This window comes from Paenibacillus guangzhouensis (assembly GCF_009363075.1).
GTDB classification, from domain to species: domain Bacteria; phylum Bacillota; class Bacilli; order Paenibacillales; family Paenibacillaceae; genus Paenibacillus_K; species Paenibacillus_K guangzhouensis.
Genome location: NZ_CP045293.1, coordinates 3,340,768 through 3,363,731 on the forward strand (window position 1 = coordinate 3,340,768; position 22,964 = coordinate 3,363,731).

The window sequence follows — 22,964 nt, forward strand, 5'->3', positions numbered from 1 at the left end:
AAGTGCTTCTGGGCAAGTACGCTGACGACCTTACTTTTCTGTGCATTTATCGTGAGCTTCAATTTGTTCTCTAGGTACCTTCAACTGCTGAGCAATGGCTTGCTGGATAATGCGATCCACCACCGTAGGAATACCGAGCTTTCGCACGCCACTCCCATCCGGTTTAGGGATTTCTTTGCGCCGTACCGGGCTCGGTTTGTATCTCCCAGCCCGGATACTTTGTAGTAGTTCGTCTCTATTTTCTTGCAGCCACGAAAGTGCCGCCTCGACGGTCATTCCGTCAATCCCTGGCGCTCCATGGTTGCTCTTGACTCGTTTGTAGGCTTTGTTCAGGTTGTCCCTGTTTAGTATCCTTTCTAGCAAGTCCATTGCACCGTCTCTTTCTCTGCTTTCCCGAGTATCGATGCTCCGCGCTCCTGCATACTCTTCGTGTTCCACACTATCCCTTTGCAGGCAGCCCTTTCGGTATTCTGCTTTCATCGCACCAATTCTCCTTCGAGTAGATATTCAAGACTTACGATTGTTCAGCCCTTTCCGAGAAAAAAAACTTCCCGGTACTATGGCCTCTGCTGACTTCTCACAGCAAGCTTTACTCCGTCGTTCGGATTTTTTTTCCTACTCCACGTCTGTGAGATCTCCCCGGGTAAGAGCGATAACCTTCCCCTCATCTATCTGCCATATCTACATCATGGGATTCGGGCAGTATTGGACTTTGCTTTGGTAAGCAAGCTCGTCCGTCCCACGATGCCTTATATATGATTTCTGTTCGTCAGACCGAGGGTTTGCCTCCGGCTTCCTTCAGATTCCGCCTCACGGCGGACACCCTTGCCTTTAGCTAACAGTTCCTACTGCCAAGTCTGTAGCGGATTTTCACCGCCAAGTTATCGCCCATGCCGGGCGCACTTAGCACAACACGGCTGCCGATCCATGCCGGCAGCCGCGTTTAAGTTATTTTATTGAGCTATAGTGTCCCGTTAGCTTAATGTTCGAGCGCCGGACATCTACACGACGGGATTAGTAAGGACTCCTGTTTGTATGAAATTAGAACTTGAACTCCCATTTCAGTTTTTCATGCCAAACAACGCCTAATACCTGTTATGACTCCCGCATGACACGTTAGCGTAATGTAGCGTATTGCGACAGCCGCTCCTTATTCTATTGAACTATTGAAGTAACGGGTAGTTGTTCATATAAATGTATATTATTGGAGGAAAGGTGATGAAGGAATTTTCTAGAAGAATATCGAAATCCTAAACTTCGACTTTTAGTAATTTACACTGGGTTTTACCGCTTGGAAAAAGACCCTGAGCGGATTTTTATAAAATAGGATGAGGTGTCTAAAATGGCTTACAAATCAACCCACACGTTCGTAAACTTACCAGTAAAGGACTTGAACCGGACTAAGGAATTTTTCAGCAGTATTGGGTTTGAATTCAACCCCCAGTTCTCCGATGAAAATTCGGCGTGCCTAGTAATCAATGACAACACGTGTGTGCAGCTGCTAACGGAGTCGTACTTCCAGACATTCATCAATAAGCCGATAGCTGATGCCACCTGTGCCGCTACTGGAATTATCGCGCTTTCCGCGATTAGCAGAGCACAAGCGGACGAACTCGCGGATAAGGCACTAGCTGCAGGAGGCAAGCAGTCCAAAGAACCGGCAGACCATGGCTTCATGTACGTGAGAAGCTTCGAGGACCTAGACGGGCATCTGTGGGAAATTGCCTATATGGATATGGGGGCTTTCTCTCAGGAGTAAACATTTTGGTTAAAGGCTAAGCGATACAAACGATCAGCCTTTAACCGTGTACGCATGGCGAGTAACAGGGAGATCAAAGTAAACTGGTGTATCCGTTCAAAATATGTCGAGTGACAAAAACCACGCCCTCTGGACTCGAGATCTACAATTATAACCCTTTAAATTGAGGTTCTTCATTCTCCAATTGCTGTACGCGAGATGATACTTGTTCTACAACGCTTTGTGTTGTTTTTGCCGCATTCTCGAACATGGTTTTAGCTTCTTGGTTTTGCGTTTCAAGCGCAAATGATTCTAGACAAGCTTGAGCGCTTTTCAAGATTGCTAATGTTGTTTTTACTTGTGATCCGACTGTCACTACATCCTCCTCCATATTGCACATACCACACTAATTTATCCTTTTTAGAGGAATATATTCTTTTGTAGCAATCATCTATTGATCGCATATATTAAAAATGGGTCTCCCCTTCGAAGCATAGAAAACCTTATATGTAGCCATCAAAAATGCATGAACTCCGCGCCCATGCATTTTTGATGTGTTGATTGTGATTTGAACATCAAGGTGAATCGTTTTATATAGCAAAAAGATTAAAAGATTTGCAGGTGCTTTTTCGCATTCGGCAACTAGAGAAATTGCTGTACTTCGTGCATGGCTGAATCAGGAGTCCTAATTAATTCTTTCGCGTAGCAATTTTCCTGAATTGATCTGTTTTTCCCAAAATGCAACTCCCCTTTAGTAAGTAGGTATCACTACCTTTCCATGTATGAGATTTTTTATTTTTTCTTCTAATTTGCACATAATTATACGGATTTGGCGCATATATTTTATACCCTTTACCCCGACATCTATTTAAAAATGAGACATCTTCTCCTAATGACACATGAGGAAAACATACTCGATCGAAAACACGTCTTTTAAATAAGATGGTCCCTCCGGCAATTAAACTAACGAACTTATTTTGTTGTTTGGGAAAGCGAAGGATGAGCAGCTTTTCTGCTTCGAGATACGCAAGATATGCCCGTTTTCCTACAATATCAGCGTTAGATTGATGCAAAACCTTCATTTGTCCGGATAAATAATATGGTGAGTAGAAATCGTCATCATCAAACTTTGTGATGAACGGGTATTTCGTTTTGCTTACAGCAAAATTAAGACATCTACCTAAAGATTCTTTTTCCGGTATCTTATAGACGGAGACATTGTTATATTTCTGAGCAATTTTTCGATATTTGGCTAATTCCACGTTTTCTTTATTCAAGATAATAATCAGTTCTTTTACCGGATAAAGCTGATTATTGTAATTCTTAAGAATATTATAGAAGAAATGTGGGCGGTTAGTGCTTGTTATAATAGATACCCCTTGTAACCCGTTAGCAGCCCGACTCATCTCACTCACCTCCAAGTCAATCAATAACGGTATATGTTCAACCGATTAATTGTGCTTGTTTGTTTGTTACTGTATATAAAGAGATTTCTAACGGACGCGACGACTCTTTCTCTACTTTACAAAATAAGACTAAAGTCCGGCGCTTGGCCTTAAGCTAACGGGACACGTTTGTGAAATGGATAGATGGTTCAGACGCCATCTGAATCTCTATCTATTTATTTTTTTTGTTTAGAATAAACATTTTGCTCATGAGTCACAGCGTCATGCATTTCTCATTTCATTTTAAGAAAAGTAGGGTATATTTTAGTGAACATAACGATAGGGAGGATCAACATGAATATACGGGAAAATAAGAAACAGACGTGGATCCCAGCCAAAGAACAAATATGGGTGATTGCTGCAGTTACAGCATCCATATTGATTGTACTATGGGGACTCTGGAGCATGTTACATCTCCCGTCTACTACCCTCCACAACCGCCGATTCGAACATACGTTTAAGAACTATGGCTCGATTGCAAGATTAGCTTTATTCTTTGTGTTAGCTAATTATGTGCTTCTACTTATCGTCAAGCAGCATATATGGGATCGTATGGGCACCATAAAAAAATTGATCGTTTCCTTGCTCCGATTTGTTCGAAGGTGGCATACCCCTGTTGCAGTACTTGCCATCGCTTTTATTTTACTACATGTGGTTGCTGTCTTCATTTATGGTTTTAAATTTAATTTCACTGATATAAGCGGATTGATTGCGTTTTTAGTCTTACTTCCAGTGCCGATTTCGGGGTTGTTTCGATATAAGAGGCTAGATCGAAAGTGGCATCTGCGATCGGGGCTTGCATTTGCTGTTTTATTTTTGATTCACGCTTTTTTATAAGGCTATGTTAAATCCTATTGTTGATATAATGAATCAATGAAAACCGCCTTTGTAAAAAGGCGGTTATTTGAACTATCGTTATCCGTTAGCGTAACAAGAAAAACCAAGTCACATCAATTGAAGATCAAGAAGATCCAAATTATCGCGAATGAGGATCATTTTGTCCTTATAGTCCCAATGGCCGACCAAGTTAGGCAGCTTCGTCAGATTGTAGTCTTTATTCCACGCCAACAAGTTGTGGATACCTTCGAGCTTCTCGCGCTTCTTACTTTGAACAATGCCCGCAATGCGTTCTTCATAACGCTTCCAGATTCGCTCCTCCTGAACGGACAACGGCGTCATCAGTACGACGATCTTATCTGCAGCGGCATAACTCGGCTCTACCCACGACCTGTATACGCCTTCTACGATCCACGAATCGAGACCGATGATTTCTCTGAGCCGGCGGTCACGCTCATCCTCCGGTGCCTTTACGCCATATTCGTTAGATTGATGTTCCCAGAAAATATCGTCTAGATCGTAATGCGGGATCCGGAGCTTATCGCTCAATAACGCCGCGATATAAGATTTACCGCTTCCTGAGCCTCCGATGATATGGATTCGGATTGCAATCACCTCTTTCTTTCAGATTCTATTCGTGGAACTACCTATGTTGAGAGTATTTCGTCGTATTGTTAAAACTATCCTGCCCGTTAGTTGAAAAAGACAACCGATCACAAGTAGCCGGCTGCCTTCAAACTCTTTATTGAGCTACCGTGTCCCGTTAGCGTAATGATCAGCAATTCTTCTTAATGATACGGTTCGCGAATTATTCTAAGCACAAAGTTTTATATATTGAAATTAACCTATTATAATACTTAACGAGTTACTGTTATAGTCAAAGACTGTACGCCTAAGTTAGAGCACTACCTTGTGTACATTCATTTATAACTCCTGCACTGATGAATGGAGCTATCGACACCAGTGCTCTTTCACCTTCTTTCTCGAAGGCTTTCTTTGCACATTCGTCAATTACATCTTCACTTATAAATGGTGCTATTGACACCAGTGCACCTATACCTTCTTTTTCAAAGGCCTTTTTTGCACATTCGTCAATTACATCTTCACTTATAAATGGTGCTATTGACACCAGTGCACCTATACCTTCTTTTTCAAAGGCCTTTTTTGCACATTCATCAATTACATCATCACTTATAAATGGTGCTATCGACACCAGTGCATCTATACCTTCTTTTTCAAAGGCTTTCTTTGCACATTCGTCAATTACATCCTCACTTATAAATGGTGCTATCGACAGGAGATCGCTTGTTTCAACTCTGTTCTTTACATTCTCAAAAAATTCATCAACTTGCTCAGTTCTGAGTAATGGTGCAATTTCAGAAATCTCTTCGAAAGATATCTCAGTATGTTGTAAAAAATCCTTAGTTGTATTATCTAGCATATTTTGTAGTATTTGTGTCCCCTTGCCTTCGTCCAAAATCTCATCGATACTTACATCGAAAATTTCTTTGATCAGAGGAAGCTTAGAAATATCAGGCATCGTTTCTCCTCGTTCCCAATTACTCACTGCTTGATAACTGATTCCAAGTTTATCAGCTAGACCCATCTGGGTAATTCCCATTCTTTTCCTTAACTTCGCAATATTCCTGCCTACCTTTGACATATCAAACACTGCCATCACCCTTTTGTTCATGATACTTTTAGTGTATATATCACTTTCAATTTTGTATATCAAGTGATGCTTGAGTTACAGGACTCTCTACTGCTCGTTAGCATAATGTAACGTCGGCCTCGTATTTAGATTTCGAAATAATTAATTTACGCTCTGCCCTCATTTCCTCTAACAGATCATTCAAATCGCTCTCAAATACTTTTAATCTCGCGGAACAAAACCCGAACCATACTTATCTCGCATCTTCTTTTGAGTATCAATCGCCTCTTCATAAGAAGAACCAGAAACGATTAATAACGACAATTTCTTATTTTCTCCCCAATTACTCACAATATTTATATGTTCAAAATCGTCATCAAACCAGATCATACTTACAGTGACAATTTCCCCTGGCTTTGAGGGTTTATGATAAACAAGATTTCCCGAATGGATCCCATTATTTTTATCAAGTACATAGGTATCGAGAGTTCCATTCGCTTTAGTAAATTCTAAGTCATCAATCGTTACTGTGCCTTTGAATATATGTTGTTGAAACAAAGGTCGGTTCAATGTTCCTGATATTCTTATTGAAGTATTCTTGATGGAAGAAGGGTCGTTTTCGTAAAAACTTACAGCAGGGGAAACTAGATCCACCTTCTTAGGAAATTGATAGAAAACTAAAATGAGTGTTGTTATTATTCCTAAAACAATTATCAGAGATATTGTTACTTTAAATACTTTGGATCTCATAAATGCACCTTCTACTTTCAGGAAAATTCAATAAGATTTGTGCGAAGTCATTGGAACTAATCCTGTCCGATAGCGTAATTTCTTCTTAGCATGAGATCAATGAATCCTTAATTCTTGTATCTTATAACGGTCCCTGCAATAAGGTCATATACAGTTTGTTTATTTTTGCTCCATAATGGACTTATCAAATAGATCAGTACCAAAACGTAGACCACTCCCAATAATAAATAAACTAATGATTCCGGGTAATCAGAGGGAATTACCATGTGCCAAATGGTGAAATGGGCTAGTTCCCAAGGGACGAATTTAAGGGCAGAACGAAAAAGCGAAGAACCTAGTCCGATTGAGTGACCGTTAATTCCAGTCACCATAACCCCCACTTTTCTTTTCCCCCATGTCGCGTGTGATTTCGATCCCTCACATATGGCGAAATAAAGATATACAGGCAGTGTAATGAATAGAAAGCCAGTGACCTCGGCCAACAAAGGATTTGTCGTAAACAATGGAGTCAACAATGGCCGTATAAGAAAAGATACACCGATTAGCAGGATGATGTAGCCCGTAATGATAACATAATCCCATAAAAAGGCGATAATGCGGGTGCCTACAGATACACTTCTTAACTCTCCATGCGTATGCACAACTCTACCCCTCCTATACAAAATAAAGAACATAACACTATTTGTTTATTCGGGGTTTTTATTCCACTATCCTGCCCGTTAACTTAACGAAAAAAGCAACCGATCGATAATCGGCTGCCTTCTTGTTGCTTTTAAGCAATAGTGTCCCGTTAGCTTAATAATTCTGCGTATTTAGGAAGAGAATATACAACCCAATTATTTCGGGATTATGTCTTTCTTTATTGAACCGACCCACACATCTCCAACTTGAACACTATACGTTTTATCTTTTTCTCCAGAAAGATGAATTGATTCGACTTTGTAAGCCGTCCTTTTAATAGCTTCAAATTCACCTTCACTCATCCAGCCTTTCCCAATATTATCAATAAGGTCGCTCTCTGTGTAACATCACAATCAATATGTTGTTGCCAATCGAACATTTCTAATTTCTCTTTCAGGTACGTGTACTTATGAAAAGGAAACTGTTTTTCCCTCCTTGAAGACTGCCTAATTATTTCTACCCGTTAGCAAAACGCGGCTGCCGATCATGCCAGCAACCGCAATTTAATGATTGGCGATGTGTTAAAACAAAGTTGAAATTAAATAACTTTTACGGGAAGCCATTTTGACTTCCCTTAATTCGCTTTTAAAGAAATTTATACATCAATCATTTTTTATTTTCATTAAACGTAAATATGTTTTTTCAGCCATTGTCTGAAATACTGCAACTGTTCCTCAGAATGGAAATAGTGTTCTCCATTCTCCATTACTTGCAAATTACAGTTAAAACGTTTTTGAAATTCAGATACAACGTCAAACTCACATAAGTTATCTTCTGAACCATAGAGAATTGAAGTTGGATTATTCCAAGCAACAATGGGATGTTCTTTCACATAACAGTAGTAATCCCAATAGAGAGTTTGTCCAATAGGTGTAGAAATTTCTTTCTCTATTTTTAGTCTACTCTCACTTACGTTAAACCATGTCATCATATTATTTATGATACGTTCCATATTTACCACAGGAGAGAGAAACAAGCACTGCTTCAACGGCTCATGGCTATATTCTAATAGGCTAAAATATGCTCCCATGCTACAAGCAAAAATGCTTATATGATTTGATAACGATTTTGCATAGGTCATAATTGTATTAAGGTCTTGAACACAGTTTTGAACTTTGCAAGGATAAGTATCATCCTTACGGTCGCCATGTTGAGGCAAATCAAAACTAAGCACTTGATATCCTACTGCTGTTGCTTCTTCTGCAAATACAATAATCGAGTCATCTGCCTTATTTGACATGTTACCATGCACCACCACAAATAACTTATCTGATTTGTCACCCCACAAAATTGCTGGAATGTTTTCTATTTTAATATTATTTTTTATCATTACGATTTATCCTCCATGAAATGTATATATGGCTTTATTATAGTATATCTTCTATTTTCAACATCTATTTAAAACAATAGCCTGGTTGTGTCGAAATAATCTCTATACTCATCTCCAACGATCTTGTTTAACGAGAACAAGACGAGTACCTTCAAAGTCATTATTCTCTTGGTTCCCGTAAGCTTAATAAAGATTTGTATGTAAACTTGTACAATTGAATCGCGTCTCTCCCATGGACTCTAACTAATTTAGGCGGCTTAGCATAAACAATACCGATTTTTTCATCAACTTCGTTCAGGTTCAATCCTTTTCTCATCATAGCATTCTTCAAATGAGTCTCTCTACTGCTAGGGAATATTACGTAAGCAACACTTTTATTATCTGTCTTCAAGAGTTCGTCAATATCACTTGCCAGAATATCAAGGCTAATATCAAACGGCGGATCGCATACCACAATATCGAATTTCTTCATATATTTATTTTTCAACAGCTTCGTCAAACCTTTTTTTAAATCATACTTCACAAACTTTAGACCTCCATTTTCTCTAAAACGGCTATCCCGTTCGAAAAGTACTATGTTTTTGTTCAAGTTATGTGCGTACCGTGCTACGGATGGAGTCACCAAGCATGCAGTATAACTTTCACATAATTCAGCTAATCTTGCAGTTGTCTCGACCGAGAAAAAATACTGCATAAACTCGGAATGTTGGTTTAATAGAACATAAGATTCCGTATTGTTATAGGATAGCTCTACATATGGAAATCTTAAGTTATTTCTATGTGCATAAAGTCTGTCTATGTTGTTTGTATTCATTAATGATATAATATTTTTCTTATGAAATTCCAAGTCCATATCTTCATTTCTCTTCACGAATCTTAGCCATACGAAGCTGTTAGGAAACCTGGTGCTGCCAATATAGTAATGGTAATAATCATACTCCATCTGCAATCCTAAGTCTTGAATAAGGTTCCATAGCTTCAGGACCCAGCCTGGTTTTGAAAGAATCACTAATCTCCCGTCTTTTTTTAACAATTTGCTTGATTTCAATAATATTAGCTCGAAGTAATTAAACTCTTCTCCAACTTCAAGTATGAAACGATCGTCTGGTGCTTCCCATGAGCAATTAATCAGTTTTGCAGCATAACCTACTATTGCAGCATCAAAAGACTCTTCCCCATATTCTATAGGATCAGCATCAAAATCAGAGTAAATAGGCTGGGTAGATCGATAACCCGACAGTAGTTGATTTATGTTTCCCCATACCGAATGATAGACGTCGTTGTAGGGTCCTGTTGCTTCTATCACTAGCTTTTTCGGTGTGTAAAGATATGATACTAACAATGCTGCGACGCCCAAATGTGAGCCTATAGCAATCACATGGTCCGTATCCTTAATACAACCAAAGTTAACGAAAGATAAGGCTGCTTTTAATCCAAAAACATCTGAAGCGATTACATGTAAAGATTCGTGTTCATACATGATTTCCAATGCACTGATTACTTCTTCTTCATACGCATTTCTCCATACTTTATCCATTTGTTTAGGCCTCCTTTAAGTACAAGGCCTAACCATCGGTTTATTCATTTTTAAGAACAAAAAGGACTTCAAGCAATATCGCTCTTGTAGTCTCCCTAAAAATTCAGATATTAAATCATGAATCATTACGTTCTAAAGAGGTATGTCTTTTCATTGCTACCCTAAAAAGAAGTACACAAATAAACCTAATGGCTAGGCGTGTTTTCTTTGTCATTTTCAAATAAGAAAATGGGTTAGCAATGATATAAGATCATCGTGTACCTCCCTAGAAAAATAAATTCAAGATAATTCAAGTATAATAAGGGAAACGATAAATAATATTCCCAATACAATTTAGAGTCTTTCTTTACATAAAAAGAAAGCCACATCAGAATTTAGTCTAATGTGGCTTCTATCAATACCCAACGTATCTTTATTAAGCTATTGTGTCCCGTTAGCTTAACCGATATTACGCGCCAGGTCCGACTTACTTAGATTGTAATGGGGCTTGAACCCCGAAGCGTAGATACGATGTTATCTGATTACCTCTTCCTTGAATATCTTTTAATGTATCTTTTTTCACAATTCTTCTTTCAAGATAGCGTATTGATACGTATCCTGCCAGACAGGCTGTCCGTTTCCTGTTGTTTTAAAAAATACTTCCTTCATGAAAGTTCCTTCACGGCGCATCGATAGGCGTTCTAATAGTCTCCAGGAAGCAATGTTTTCAGGGTTACATAAAGCGATCACCCTACGTGCCCCTAATTCTTCAAAGCCGTACTTTAATATCCTTTGGCAAGCTTCTGTCGCATATCCTTGTCCATAATAATCAGGATTAAAAATATATCCAATCATCCATGTAAGGAATTCTCTGGGATCTTTCTGACTAAAATATACATGTCCAATCATTTTATTAGTATCTTTCAAACATACAGCCCAAAAAAGGTTATCCTTTGATCGTTCCTTCGCTATACTTTTGTAAATACATATGTAGGGTATTCGCGAAACTTTTGAACTATCCTGCCCGTAAGCGCAACGCTGCTGCCGATTCATACAGGCAGCCGCGTTTTATTATTAAGCTATCGTGTCCCGTTAGTTCAGCGACTGGTATCAATAAACACATTATATACAGTGCCATCGATGACATCTTGTGCTATCTCATTTAGTTCCTTTAAAGTAGTGTCATAAAAAAATTGATTATTTGATGGAGAAGTTTCCATTTTATTCAATAAAAACAAAGAGCGTTCTAATGATTCGATATCCCCCATCCTCTTTAGACGTTCTATTAATTTATCTTTATCTGCTCGTAATATTATATATCTTAATTCTACATTCAAATCGGAAATATGTTTACAAAACCAATCAAGTTCATCTTCAACTACAAAATCAATAACTACATTTAAGTCATTAATGATAAAATTCCTTGTTAATGCAAGGATGTTTTCCCATGTTTAATTCAATCGTTCTTCCCATGAAGGTTGTGATTCCCCCATAAACATATTAAGTAAATTATCGCCCTCAATAAGAACACATTGCTTGATATTTCTTGCAAGTTCTTTCGATGTCGTTGTTTTCCCAACTCATAATGGACCCGATATGAGATAAATGAGTTTTTTGTTTTTCTCTTGCAATCAAGTATCCTCCCAAGCAAAAAATTAATTCTTCTCTCTTTCAAAAAACATATTTCTGTTCCAAATTCTAGTGATGATTACACAATATTGTTTACGTTATCAATTACTGATAGGTTTCGAATATATCCATCCATATCCAACCCATAGAATCCTGCCCGTTAGCTCAATGACTACAAATATCAAAAGAACGACAATCGGATCATATTCTTGGCACTTATCGACAATCGTTACACTTTCTTGTCACTCGACATTAATTATGTCTTGAACCCGACGACTACAACTTATTTCGCAATTCTTTATAATTTCTAAGAAAAAAAGCCGAATGGAACGTTCTCATCCACTCAGCTCACAGGGCTATTTTACAATAATTTCTATAATATCACTTGCCGTTGTTCCACTTCCATTCACAAACTCACCGCGATATTGATAAATGCCAGGTGATTTCCCTGAAATTTGTGTAATGGCCGATTGAGCACTTGGCGTTTGTGAAGCTAAAGATTGCGTATCAATAAGCTCACCATTTTCATATAATCGATACTGTGCTGCGTTCGTGCCCCACCACATATTAGCAGTAATGGTATAGTTCCCATCTTGATCCCAGTTGTCACTGTACAATACTGGTTTGCCAGGATTCGCATCAGTCACGTTGACGGTGTGTAAATCACATGAAGTCGTTCCATACAAATTCGATAACTCACATGTATACACATAGGTTCCATTCGGCTTTCCTTGAATAGGAATCATGGAAGTCTGGGCAGCTGGCCAAACATCGTCCAGTGACTTCGTCTGGATCAATTGGCCATTCTCGTACAACTTATACATTGAGCCATTGTTGCCCCGCCACATATTCATCGTAACCTCATAATTGCCATCATGTAAGCCTGTCGCAACACCGCTATTATTCGAAAGTGTCGGTCTACCTGGCACCCCATTTGCAAGCTGCGCCCGACTATCGGAATGCCGTTCGAACTTGACTGCATCAGCCCTCGTGTAGATCATATCGGCAGGTAGAGTTGGCGGATCTGTCGTTGTCGGAGTAACCCTGGTTAATCGAACATACTCGCTACCGTCGCCAATAAAGTCGAATGTTCCTAGATTCACCCAACCCGATGAGCCGACGGTTGCATCGATATACGTGACCTCGGTAACCGACTGATGCTTCACTTCCACTTTGACTTTATTATCGTTCGCCGTCGTATGGACGAGCTTGTAGATGGAGACCGTATATTTCCCCTCTGGAAATTGACCTTTCCACGTCGCTGATGATCCTTGAACGATAGAGTAACGGGATTTAACACCAATTTTGTATCCGGCTAAATTACTCTGGCTCCAAGACCCTTCTGTCGTGTATAACCCCGTCGTATTCGTGCTGTCGACAATAACCGTTAGGTCCCTGATCGTTATGGTCAAAGTCGGTGTTGTTAAAGTCACCCCGTCAATCGTTACTGTGGCCCATACCTTAATGTGATCCGTTTCCCCATCGAGACTTAGAAGGGTCAACCTACCGCTGCTGTTCACTTCAGCGAGATCGGTTCGATTAACGAAATACTGCACGTTTGCTTGTGTCAGATCACCAATCAGTCCGTTATCCAAATAGCCGGTTACGCTCAGTTGTGCGGTTTGAGTCATTTGAAGTTCATCCCGATCCGACAGGATCACCGCAGACGCCAATTGCGGCATCTTGTTCGGGTCCACCCACATTATCGCATCGGCAACGACCCGTGACTTGTTGGCCTTATTGGTTAGTTCAACGTACCCGCTATCGCCTGCAGCAAAAGGATAATCCCCTAGGTGCACCCAAGTTCCATTCACTGTTGTCTCATCAACGGTAAACGTCTCGGAGCCCCCGTTATAATAAACGGTAAACGTGGCATTCGTTGCCCAATTTTCACTCGCAGCGGTAATTTGCGGAAGCTTGTAATACACACTGTAAGTAACGCTTTCCGGCAGCTCAGGCCGCCATCTCATTTTGCTTGTCGCTGTGCCGGCTGTCGATTTGGCATACACATAGTTATCATAGTAATAGTCGTTAGCCGTTGTATCCCGTATCCAGACGCCCTCTGTCTCCGCCTCCGTATTATCCACTATGATAGCTGAACCATCCTGCCAATCCGGTTGAACTGGCGCTGCCGTTACCTGATCAGACAGATAGAGTGTTCGCTTGCGGGTCTGTTTCCCGTCCGATTCCACATAATACGTGAAGGTTTGGGATAAATCGTTCACCCGTATCGACCATTCCATCGGATAAATTGTATCTGGGATCGTCGTATACGTCGCCCCGCCATCCAGGGAATAATGGATTGTCGCTGGTTTCGTCGTTTTGGCTTGCACATAAGCATCATAGGCCGTTTCGTCGGGCTTAACGATCAGCATGCCTTTAACCGCATCGATTGGACTGTGGATATCGAAGAAATAGCTTGCATCCGATGTATCAGCCGTTCTGACCTGGTGCAGCGGCACATCAATGTTGAGTCCTTCTACAATGATAGCGGTTATTCCCTTGCTCGAAACCGTGGCTTGAATGATTCCGCCTCTCATAACTGCTTGTTCTGGTGTGCCATTGTCGCGGATAATGGTTACGGTATAATCTTGAGCCGGGTTGAACCCAATGATTTGCGCATTCAATTCGATCGGAGTCTGAACTTCAGCTGATGATGCGTTGCTTAACCCGATGTAGAATTTATTTCCGCTCTCGCCCGTTATCCAGTTCAATTGAGGGTGGTTGGTCTGAATAATCCCCTTGGGCATCCAGAGCCAAACGTCGGAATTACCGTAGAAATAACCTGGTTTATTTCCATAAAGGTGATATTTGAACCATAAAAAATTCGTCTCGAATACGGAAGGAAATGTAATACGCCCGTTCGATTTCAACGATTGTTCGCTGATCAAATAATCCATTGTCTGCCCGAGCTGCCCCGGCATATGGTGATAATAGATGGATGTAGCCCCGCTTGGACCTTCCAGAGGAAACTCCGGTTCAAGTTGGCTAACGGCGAAGCCCTTATAGTAATAACCTGGATAGCTGGAATAACGTCCAATGATCGCATTATGAGCGATATCCTGCAGCAGTTTATCCCCTGTATAGAGCGACAATCTCAGCATGAAAGGAGCCTCCTGAGCATTCATCCGATAATAGCTGGTTGTACTTCCTGCTTCAAACGTCAATCCGCTCGGTGAAACAAGCCAACGCTCCGCTTGTACGCCTCCAGCTACATCTTCAGGGAGCTTGCTCCTCGGATATTGATATTTACCGCTTTCCGGCCAATGGAACGACTCCGCGTAATTATACGTCTCCGGCTGCGGAATCGTAACGGTACCTTCAGGAACCGGACGAGCAACGAACATGGTCGCGTACCGTTTGGCTTCCTTGTAAGCGGCATTCAAGTATTTGGGATCCTTCGTTTCCTCGTAAAGCTCCAAGATCTCCATCCACAGCTTGCTATAGTAATAAATGAACTCATTTTTACTCACATTCACGGATGCAGGCGTATCGATATGCTGCATGATATAGCTGTCGGCTGCATCCTTGGCAGCTTGCAAATACTTCGTCTCTCCCGTCATACGATACATCATCAGGGGCTGAATGACAGGACCCCGGTCTTTCTGGTCAGGATCACGCACGAGGTACTCTTCCTGTGCCAGCGCCTCAATTCCTGCCGAAGTGCCCATCATCTGATTAACAGCGGCAACGCTTGATACATCGAACGGCAGGGTTGCCATTTTCCATAATGACGGCACGCCGTACACTGACTTCTGCGTCGGCGACCATCCGATGCCATTTCGCGATACGCCATACTGGATGGACGGCAATGCTCTCGTATCGTAAAGCTGGTCATCCCCGGTCAAATAGTAAGCCCCGAGAAGAACCGCATTCGAGCTTGTTCGAACGCTATCTTCGTTCTCGATATCAATAAAGCCCTTGGCACGGCTCCACCATCCGCTAGGTGACGGGACAAAATTAACAGAGTCGTCCCCTTGCGGCTCAATCTTAAGCAGATCGATCATATTGAACATCGCGTCAGTAAGCGACTGATCGGCGACATTTTCTCGGTATGCCGAATAACCGTATTCATTGCGAAGAATATCCGTGTAGGACTCATACAGATTACTTTTTTGAGCGATAAGCCCCATATGAAATTGATATGTGCTTCCTGCGGTCATTTGCGAATAAGTCCCCAGCTGAGGAGCATAAAGAATCGGCTGAACGCTGCCTTCGTTGTTGACAAGACTCATCCCAAGCCGTTGTTGCGTAATGCCTCCCGTCGGTTCAAATTCAACCGGAAGCTCTTCCGACGGTACAAATACGCCATACGTCAAAGCGTTCCCCGCGCCGTCATTCTTCTCAACCAGACTCATCGGAGCGCTCAGCTCCCGCAAGCTTGTTGATTCCACTGTACCTACCATTTTGGCATGCGACCTGAAACCATTTAACACTTCATTGACGCCAGAGAGTAGCTCTGTTGTGAAGGACTGATATCCAATCACATAATTGCCATCCCGGCGAGGTGTAAAGGCGAAGGAAACATCTGGTTTGTCCCCTGCCATGGACCAGTTTACTTGTAAATCGTAATCGCTTCCATGCGAAGAATCAGTTAATACTGCCGTGTGAATGTCGGGAAAATGAATCTCGTCAAATGTAATCCAGCGTTTGTTCATCGTATCATAGTAATTGGTTCGACTCCCCGCATTCCCATCCAATAAAACCCATTGTTCTTCAAGTCTTTCCGCCACATTATTTATGGGTATCCAGTTCCCCGTGTCCGCGCTCTTGTAGAACATATCTCGAACAATGGATTTGCCTCCATCCCATGTAGCTTCATAGAAAGTCGCCTTATAGTTAGCGTTTTCGATGCTGCCTTTTTCCGTGTAACTGAGATTCGCCAATGTGCGGCTGCGCAGCGGAGGCAACGGTGGAGCTTGCTGCCGGATATTTCCTTCGAACTTGACCGCATCGGCCCGAGTAATAATCATGCCCGTCGTAGGTTGCATTCGAGTCAGCCTGACAAATTCGGTATCAGAACCGCTGAAATCATACTCCCCCAAATCAACCCATCCGACAGATGGGCCCGACGAGGGCCTCAGATCCATAAACATGACATCCGTAATCCCGTTGTGAACAATCTCAATCTTTACATTACTATCTGCTTTATCCGCCCAATCAAGCTTATTGAACGATATTCTCGCCGTTCCTGCTTCCAAGCGTGGATTCCAAGTGATGCTTCTTCCTACAGCATCCGTATATTGGGAACTGGAATTATTATATCCCTTCACGCCCGTACTTGTGGTCCAATAAGGAGCGGAATACCCGTTATTGGCATTACCTGAATCAACGGTGACGACGTTATCAACCGTGATGCTTCCATCATCAATGATGATCGTCTTATGCGGCTCCTTCTGCTGAATATTCCCATCGAACTTGACCGCATCAGCACGCGTAAGTATCGTGCTCGTGGTGCTGGTAGACCGAGTCAATTTAACGAATTCTTCACCAACCCCAGAAAAATAGTACTCTCCCAAATCAACCCATCCCGCTGGAGCGCCAAATGAAGGTCGCAAATCCATAAAGAGAACATCCGTTGTTCCATTATGAACGATTTCAATTTTTACATTGCTATCTGCCTTATCTACCCAGTTAAGCTTGTATAACGATATTCTCGCCGTTCCCGCTTCCAATCGTGGATTCCACGATATCGTTCTGCCTGCTGTACTCGTATATTTGGAACTGGAGTTATCATACCCCTTCACCCCTGTACTTGTGGTCCAATTCGGAGCCGAATATCCGTTGTTCTCGTTACCCACATCAGGTGTCACAACATCATTGATCGTGATGCTCCCGTCATCGATGATAATCGTCTGATACGGTAAGGCCTCCGCATAAGCGGTCCTTATTCCGACTAGGCTAAAAGGAACTACTATCGTCACGATGAAAACGATTAAGAAAAACAGCTTCCTTTTTATCATTCAACTCACAGCCTCCCTTAGATTGATAACGCTTTCAAAAAATATTGCCCTCCTTTGTTCGAAGATCGTGAAGAAGCACTTAGCCTGATCCTTCTGGCAAATCCCGCTCCGTCGTATTTATCATACATGTCACATCTCCGTGAAATTTCTTTCATTTCAAGAATTTCTTATAAGATTATAAGTAAAAAAAGAAACCTACATCATAACTAACCGCTCAACTGCAGTCAGATATGATGTAGGTCTTCCAAGTGGACAAAGCTTAATCATCCATTATAATGGCGGCTGCACCAATAACAACTTCCCTAGCTGGACCACCGTTTGATCATACCAATCTGGATGCTGCCGAACATGCTCTTTACTTCGTTCATTGCCGCATGCCTCAAACACGGCCGCTTTGTCTGTCTTCTCGGTATCGATTTCGAAACGAACCGTATGTTTCCCATTCGGGAGCTCCGGCAAGAATACATACTGATTTCGATTATGATCGTTGTAAAGTGTGAATCGATCGACAACAAAGGGTTCCCCGCCATCCACCGACACCTTCAATCTGCCAGAATCAGGCCCCCCGATATCGAATAGCCCGATATGGGTGCCCTCGAACTCCACCGTGATAGCCTCCCCAGGATCGACTGCTCGCCATAGGCCGGGGAACAACCAATTGTACTCGCGCACTAAAGCAAAATCATCGGGAGTCATGTAAGACCATCCTGCGGAAAAATGAGTAAGACGATCCAGTGACAGCATGGTCGCGTACTCCCAAGGATTAGCCGGGACCAACGGATTCTGAGGCAAGTGATGTTCCAACCTTCCCAGATGATCTCGAAGTTCGCTCATTTTCTCAAATGACCGGGTGATCGTATCCGTGTAAATCTGGTGTCCTTCGGGAATAGTCGGATGGATCGAATCATGCGTAAAAATAATGGCTCCTGGATTGGTCTGGTCTGCACTAGAGGTGAAAATGAGCTTTCCCTCGGACACCAATTGACTGACCGCTACGCCTAGATGAATCGAAGGAATACCGTAATAATCGGCCACTTCATCTTGCATGAGAGCCCCCTTCTGGTATTCCCCAGACTGAAATAGGGGCACATCCCGCTCCTTCAGCGTATAAACGAACAGGATATCGGTATGCCGGCTCTGCTTGCGGATCTGTCGGACAATTCCTTCGATCCGTGCCTTGGATTCGGGATCTCCGCCATCGTTACCAACAAATTCAACAAATACTAGATCAGGCTGATGACGCAGTACATCTGTCTCCAAACGGGCACAGCCGAGGTCCGATCCTGTCCCAGAAATGCCTGCATTCACAGAGCGGATATCCGCATTGGGATATTGCCTTCGAAGCCAATCCGCCGTCATGACCCTGTATCCTTCAGAACGCGTATTACTGCCGCCAAAATAGACGATTGTTACTGTATCCCCATTTTCCAACTTAGGAATGACATTAGGCAGCCCTCTTCGAGGGAATAATTCCTTCATCGCGACTTCACCTGACCTCACTTATCGTTTTAGGAGCAAACCATTTTACAGCAAACACTTCATAATAAGGAGAACCATAAGTTGCGCAGAAATTTATCCGGATTCGGGTTACACGTTTTGCATCCAACTTATGTTTATTCAACGTGAGATAATTTCCACGGATAATGATTTCACTCTCGGTTCCGTCTTCTAAAGTCAAGGTCACATCATAATCTTGGATAAGTGGCTCGATAGGATCGTCGAAATGCTCCAAATCCAACTGTGAATTGAAAACAAGATGAATTTCGTCTACATTTTTGGGGCTTGCAAAACAGAATTCCAACCATTCCTGTCCTTCCGTACGTTCAGAAATCCAGCCGTTCGGCAGACCATATGGTCTAGAGAAGCCGTTGACGACATTCTCAGGATTATACATATTCTGGGATGGTAACAGATCCTTGAAGCAAATGCTCTTATTGAATTTCTTTAGCCTGGACGGCTCTTCCGGCCTATAATGGAAGCTGACCGCTCCTGTCAATTTCTCTTCATTGCCGTATACGGCAAGGCTCGCTGTACCTTCCAATACGATGTAGATTTTGTCGTCAGCCGGCTTCTTGCAGCCCAAGTCTAGCATAATCCAGTCGTCATGACCGGCTGCAATAACCAAGCGGTAATCTTTCAACGCACTGGTGGGAATGTAGTTTTCCTTCCGTTCCCCGCCAAACAGCTTCACATGCAGCGTTTCCGAATGCTCGGACATATTTTTAATTTTGATCCGTACGCTTTCAGCCACGGATGTCTGAATCGGCAAGACCAAACATAACCCTTTCTCCAAGGAAATCTCTTCGGTTGGATGAAGATTGTCATAGCTGCGCTGAGACGAAGCACGAATAGTTAATCCGTCAGCGAAGTAAGGATCCAATTCCTCTTGAAGCCCTACAATCGTTTGCCCGTCTCGAAGCAGCATCGCCTGCAGCTCCCCCATATGAGCTTCGACGATGGCCGCGGGGTCTACCTCATATTTCAAGCATAACGAAGCAGCCGTGCCAACCGCCTGCCCCATACAACCGCAGGTTGCCATGACCCTTGTAGATCCGAAAGCCACATGGGTAGCACTGATGTTGCGACCAGCGAACATGAGATTAGGAATATTTCGTGAATATAAACTGCGGAAAGGGATATTGTACAATCCAGGCACGAAATTCCATGCTGTAGCCGGCCCCTCATCGTAGATGCCCTTATTCGCATGTAAATCCATATACCATCCTCCGACGGATACAGCATCTTCGAAATGCGGCTTTGCTGTAAGATCGTTCTGTGACAACATGTGTTCCCCTATAAACCGCCTCGACTCTCGCTTTCCCGGAATCGGACATACATAATCCAAGATGAGATTGTCTACATCATCAAATTCGCCGCTATTTTTGATATAATCCCAAATCCCATACACCAATTTCCGCAGTTCCAATGCGATGTCTTCATTATTCTTGATAATATCCAGATGTCCGCCGTATTCCAGCCACCACAATCCGCCAAGCCCGTTGATTTTTCTTGGAAAAACACGATGGTTTAAGCCTTTTCTAATACTATCGAAAAAGGGCAACTTCGTAATATCATACGCAAAGCCAGGCCTTTTGTATGGAACGGAATAGTCTACGTCACGGGCTTGAAACAAGATCGTATCGCCCATGGTGTAATGGTCCGCCACTTCAGGAGCCAATTCTTCGTTGTATTCATGCTTCGCTTCTCTCCCCCATCGGAAGTGAGCACCAGCTTGATATCCGACAATTCCATCTCCGGAGCAATCGATGTAGGTTCGGCTTTCAAAACGAAATTTTCTTTCGGAAGCCAATTGAAGGCCCTCCACCCATTTAATTCTACCGTTCTCCATGCCCGTTTCATGCACGCATGTATTCAGGAATAGAGAAATGTTAGTCTCATCATAGACCATATCCAACAAGACCGTATCCGAGAGTGAAAGCATAAGCTTCTTGTTGTATAACGGATTATAGTGAAAAATCTTCAACTTGAGTTCTTCCACTAACCCGCCCTCGCGTGCATAATAGGATGGACTGTTTCCAAGATATGCCGACCCGTTGATGTGAACCCTGACCTCGCTGCTCGCATTTCCTCCAAGAACCGGTCGATCATTAATAAGTGAAACCTGCAGCCCTTGGCGTGCGGCAGCAATGGCAGCGCATATCCCAGCAATACCTCCGCCTACGACGGTTACATCTGCTTTAATAAGCTCCATTTTGATAACCTCCATGATTAGATCCTTCTATCATGGTAATCTTTTTGATCCCCTATTTTTTACATGATTTAGCGAAAAATTCATACATTTTTTGCAACTTTATTTGGATGCATACCGTGTCATTTTTATCCGATATTGCTTAGGCGTATCACCCGTATATTCTTTAAATAATTTACAAAAATAACCTTCATTGACGATTCCCACTTCCTCGCACAATTCCAATAAAGAATAATCCTGAACATTTAACAGTTCGAGAGCTAATTGAATTTTTTTACGGTTGATGTAGCTGATCACGCCTTCGTTCATTGTTTTTTTGAATAAGCTGCTAAAATACGATGGTGCTAAATTCACTTCCTCGGCAATCGCCTCGAGCGTTAATCGCTGTTTGACGTTCTTTTCTATAAACTGCATGGCACTCATGATTTCTGCACGATGTACAAGTTGGCCAGCGTGTACATATTCGAATGTGAAGTCACCAATATAGGCAAGCTGCTCCCGAAAAGCCATAAAATCGATCGGAAACTCTGCTACTTCCGTAGTCAACTTGTTCCCCGATTTAAACTTCACTGTAATGTCTCTGTACAAGTCTCGCAGCATGGGTGCCATGATGGACTTATGGATTTTATGGTCCGTAACAAATTGGTTCCAATCAGCAAATTCTTTCTCCAGCTCTTCTTTGGAAACCTTTCTTTTCACCCAAGCAAGAAAATCAGCCAGTTTCTTCTGAAAGTCCTCTTTTCTGTCATTATGGTATTGGAACCGATGCACGGGCGTTTTGACTACTTTCTCGGTATGATAATAGAAATCGTCACTCACATTTTTAGCTTCCGTGTACGCCTGTTTGATAGATTCCCAGCCTCGGTGCGGACCTCCAAAAGCGACGGATACCTTTTGATTCAAATATTGATGCAAATGAGAGATGATCTGCCCCCCCAATGACTGGCAAGCATATTCTGTTTCCATATCACTGCGATTATTTTCCCAGGAAAGAAAGCCAATAAAACGATTATCGGATAGCTCCGCAGCTACACCCATGCCATCATTCATCACCGTTTCTTCGATGATATTCGTTATCGCATATTTCAAGATGTTTTGATCAGCGGCTGCATATTCGTTACGGAAACTTTCATACAGATTCATTTCAACAATGAAGCAGCAATAGTTGGCTTGAAAGAAATGGAACTGCATGCGATTGGCAAAATCCGATGCCCGATGAGAAGGAATTTCGCCTCTGATCAGCTCGTTAAAAAATTGCTTACGGACTCTATATTTATTTTCAAGCACGGATACGTTTAATGATTGAAATTCCGCTTCTTTTTTCTTAACCTCATTTAAAATCCCGGCTGCCTTATCTAAAGCTCGATTCAAATCCGCTTCCCTGAGCGGAACCTTTACAATGTACTCCAATACGTTGGCTTGAATAGCTCTCTGCGCGTATTCAAAGGATGAATAGGCGGTCAAAAGAATGTATTGGGTATGGGGAAGCTCTGGCTTTAGCTGCTCAATCATAGAAATTCCATCCATTCGCGGCATAACGATATCAGATATCACGATATCCGGCTTAAGCTTTACGATCTCCTCGATCCCATTCAGCCCATTATTCGCCTTTCCCACTAAAAGAAATCGCCTATCCCTAAGGGAGAGCTCGTTAAAAAACAATTCCAATCTCTGAATGATTAGATCTTCATCGTCCACAATGAAGCAGGTATAGT

The 22,964-nt window shown here is 42.2% G+C and carries 18 protein-coding genes; 2 read left to right on the forward strand and 16 right to left on the reverse strand.

Annotation, left to right across the window (positions count from 1 at the left end; genetic code table 11):
• Positions 1-30: 30 nt before the first annotated feature.
• Entirely contained in the window at positions 31-480 is a 450-nt protein-coding gene (locus GCU39_RS32005; RefSeq protein WP_227793586.1) for a reverse transcriptase family protein, read from the reverse strand.
• Between the two features lie 862 nt (positions 481-1,342).
• On the opposite strand from GCU39_RS32005, the gene GCU39_RS15055 reads away from it, so the two are divergent.
• Complete coding sequence (locus tag GCU39_RS15055; RefSeq protein ID WP_152394274.1) at positions 1,343-1,759, forward strand: VOC family protein; 417 nt, start codon at positions 1,343-1,345, stop codon at positions 1,757-1,759.
• A gap of 148 nt (positions 1,760-1,907) precedes the next feature.
• Here the strand turns inward: GCU39_RS15055 and GCU39_RS15060 are convergent, their stop codons facing one another.
• Both GCU39_RS15060 and GCU39_RS15065 read right to left on the reverse strand, forming a co-directional pair.
• On the reverse strand, positions 1,908-2,114 hold the full coding sequence (locus GCU39_RS15060) for a DUF1657 domain-containing protein (protein WP_152394275.1): 207 nt from the start codon (positions 2,112-2,114) through the stop codon (positions 1,908-1,910).
• A 313-nt stretch (positions 2,115-2,427) separates the two neighbouring features.
• Positions 2,428-3,144: a glycosyltransferase family 2 protein gene (locus GCU39_RS15065; RefSeq protein WP_152394276.1), complete on the reverse strand. Its 717-nt coding sequence runs from the start codon at positions 3,142-3,144 to the stop codon at positions 2,428-2,430.
• 333 nt (positions 3,145-3,477) lie between these two features.
• Here GCU39_RS15065 and GCU39_RS15070 point away from each other — a divergent pair, with 333 nt between their 5' ends.
• Positions 3,478-4,020: a hypothetical protein gene (locus GCU39_RS15070; protein ID WP_152394277.1), complete on the forward strand. Its 543-nt coding sequence runs from the start codon at positions 3,478-3,480 to the stop codon at positions 4,018-4,020.
• 108 nt (positions 4,021-4,128) lie between these two features.
• Here GCU39_RS15070 and GCU39_RS15075 read toward each other — a convergent pair whose 3' ends face one another.
• From GCU39_RS15075 to GCU39_RS15130, 13 genes are all read right to left on the reverse strand, one after another.
• Positions 4,129-4,635 (reverse strand): P-loop NTPase family protein, encoded by a 507-nt coding sequence (locus tag GCU39_RS15075; RefSeq protein ID WP_152394278.1) that lies wholly within the window; start codon positions 4,633-4,635, stop codon positions 4,129-4,131.
• A 277-nt stretch (positions 4,636-4,912) separates the two neighbouring features.
• Positions 4,913-5,713 (reverse strand): helix-turn-helix domain-containing protein, encoded by an 801-nt coding sequence (locus tag GCU39_RS15080; protein WP_152394279.1) that lies wholly within the window; start codon positions 5,711-5,713, stop codon positions 4,913-4,915.
• A 180-nt stretch (positions 5,714-5,893) separates the two neighbouring features.
• Positions 5,894-6,421: a hypothetical protein gene (locus GCU39_RS15085; RefSeq protein WP_152394280.1), complete on the reverse strand. Its 528-nt coding sequence runs from the start codon at positions 6,419-6,421 to the stop codon at positions 5,894-5,896.
• A 107-nt stretch (positions 6,422-6,528) separates the two neighbouring features.
• Positions 6,529-7,062 (reverse strand): RDD family protein, encoded by a 534-nt coding sequence (locus GCU39_RS15090; RefSeq protein WP_152394281.1) that lies wholly within the window; start codon positions 7,060-7,062, stop codon positions 6,529-6,531.
• A 195-nt stretch (positions 7,063-7,257) separates the two neighbouring features.
• The gene (locus GCU39_RS31535) at positions 7,258-7,404 is read right to left on the reverse strand and encodes a hypothetical protein (RefSeq protein WP_193726938.1); all 147 of its coding nucleotides are present in this window, start codon (positions 7,402-7,404) and stop codon (positions 7,258-7,260) included.
• A gap of 320 nt (positions 7,405-7,724) precedes the next feature.
• Positions 7,725-8,432, reverse strand: a complete 708-nt coding sequence (locus GCU39_RS15095; protein ID WP_152394282.1) for an alpha/beta hydrolase — start codon at positions 8,430-8,432, stop codon at positions 7,725-7,727.
• 160 nt (positions 8,433-8,592) lie between these two features.
• Positions 8,593-9,969 carry a protein-lysine N-methyltransferase gene (locus GCU39_RS15100; RefSeq protein ID WP_152394283.1) on the reverse strand — a complete coding sequence of 459 codons (1,377 nt, stop codon included), beginning with the start codon at positions 9,967-9,969 and terminating at the stop codon, positions 8,593-8,595.
• A gap of 558 nt (positions 9,970-10,527) precedes the next feature.
• Positions 10,528-11,001 carry a GNAT family N-acetyltransferase gene (locus tag GCU39_RS15105; protein WP_152394284.1) on the reverse strand — a complete coding sequence of 158 codons (474 nt, stop codon included), beginning with the start codon at positions 10,999-11,001 and terminating at the stop codon, positions 10,528-10,530.
• Between the two features lie 44 nt (positions 11,002-11,045).
• Complete coding sequence (locus GCU39_RS32010; RefSeq protein WP_227793587.1) at positions 11,046-11,285, reverse strand: metal-sensitive transcriptional regulator; 240 nt, start codon at positions 11,283-11,285, stop codon at positions 11,046-11,048.
• A 648-nt stretch (positions 11,286-11,933) separates the two neighbouring features.
• Positions 11,934-17,501 carry a golvesin C-terminal-like domain-containing protein gene (locus tag GCU39_RS15115; RefSeq protein WP_152394285.1) on the reverse strand — a complete coding sequence of 1,856 codons (5,568 nt, stop codon included), beginning with the start codon at positions 17,499-17,501 and terminating at the stop codon, positions 11,934-11,936.
• Between the two features lie 309 nt (positions 17,502-17,810).
• Positions 17,811-19,019, reverse strand: coding sequence for an SGNH/GDSL hydrolase family protein (locus GCU39_RS15120; RefSeq protein WP_152394286.1), 1,209 nt, complete (start codon positions 19,017-19,019; stop codon positions 17,811-17,813).
• Between the two features lie 7 nt (positions 19,020-19,026).
• On the reverse strand, positions 19,027-21,267 hold the full coding sequence (locus GCU39_RS15125) for an FAD-dependent oxidoreductase (RefSeq protein ID WP_193726939.1): 2,241 nt from the start codon (positions 21,265-21,267) through the stop codon (positions 19,027-19,029).
• 84 nt (positions 21,268-21,351) lie between these two features.
• Positions 21,352-22,947 carry a response regulator gene (locus GCU39_RS15130; RefSeq protein WP_265333526.1) on the reverse strand — a complete coding sequence of 532 codons (1,596 nt, stop codon included), beginning with the start codon at positions 22,945-22,947 and terminating at the stop codon, positions 21,352-21,354.
• Between the last annotated feature and the right edge of the window lie 17 nt (positions 22,948-22,964).

What these genes read in the sequence shown, in the direction of transcription:
- GCU39_RS15095 (WP_152394282.1), bottom strand. Translation starts at nt 8,432, where the DNA reads ATGATAAAAAATAATATTAAAATAGAAAACATTCCAGCAATTTTGTGG.
- GCU39_RS15125 (WP_193726939.1), bottom strand. Translation starts at nt 21,267, where the DNA reads ATGGAGGTTATCAAAATGGAGCTTATTAAAGCAGATGTAACCGTCGTA.
- GCU39_RS15065 (WP_152394276.1), bottom strand. Translation starts at nt 3,144, where the DNA reads ATGAGTCGGGCTGCTAACGGGTTACAAGGGGTATCTATTATAACAAGC.
- GCU39_RS15070 (WP_152394277.1), top strand. Translation starts at nt 3,478, where the DNA reads ATGAATATACGGGAAAATAAGAAACAGACGTGGATCCCAGCCAAAGAA.
- GCU39_RS15100 (WP_152394283.1), bottom strand. Translation starts at nt 9,969, where the DNA reads ATGGATAAAGTATGGAGAAATGCGTATGAAGAAGAAGTAATCAGTGCA.
- GCU39_RS32005 (WP_227793586.1), bottom strand. Translation starts at nt 480, where the DNA reads ATGAAAGCAGAATACCGAAAGGGCTGCCTGCAAAGGGATAGTGTGGAA.
- GCU39_RS15080 (WP_152394279.1), bottom strand. Translation starts at nt 5,713, where the DNA reads ATGAACAAAAGGGTGATGGCAGTGTTTGATATGTCAAAGGTAGGCAGG.
- GCU39_RS15120 (WP_152394286.1), bottom strand. Translation starts at nt 19,019, where the DNA reads ATGAAGGAATTATTCCCTCGAAGAGGGCTGCCTAATGTCATTCCTAAG.
- GCU39_RS15085 (WP_152394280.1), bottom strand. Translation starts at nt 6,421, where the DNA reads ATGAGATCCAAAGTATTTAAAGTAACAATATCTCTGATAATTGTTTTA.
- GCU39_RS15055 (WP_152394274.1), top strand. Translation starts at nt 1,343, where the DNA reads ATGGCTTACAAATCAACCCACACGTTCGTAAACTTACCAGTAAAGGAC.
- GCU39_RS15105 (WP_152394284.1), bottom strand. Translation starts at nt 11,001, where the DNA reads ATGAATCGGCAGCAGCGTTGCGCTTACGGGCAGGATAGTTCAAAAGTT.
- GCU39_RS31535 (WP_193726938.1), bottom strand. Translation starts at nt 7,404, where the DNA reads ATGAGTGAAGGTGAATTTGAAGCTATTAAAAGGACGGCTTACAAAGTC.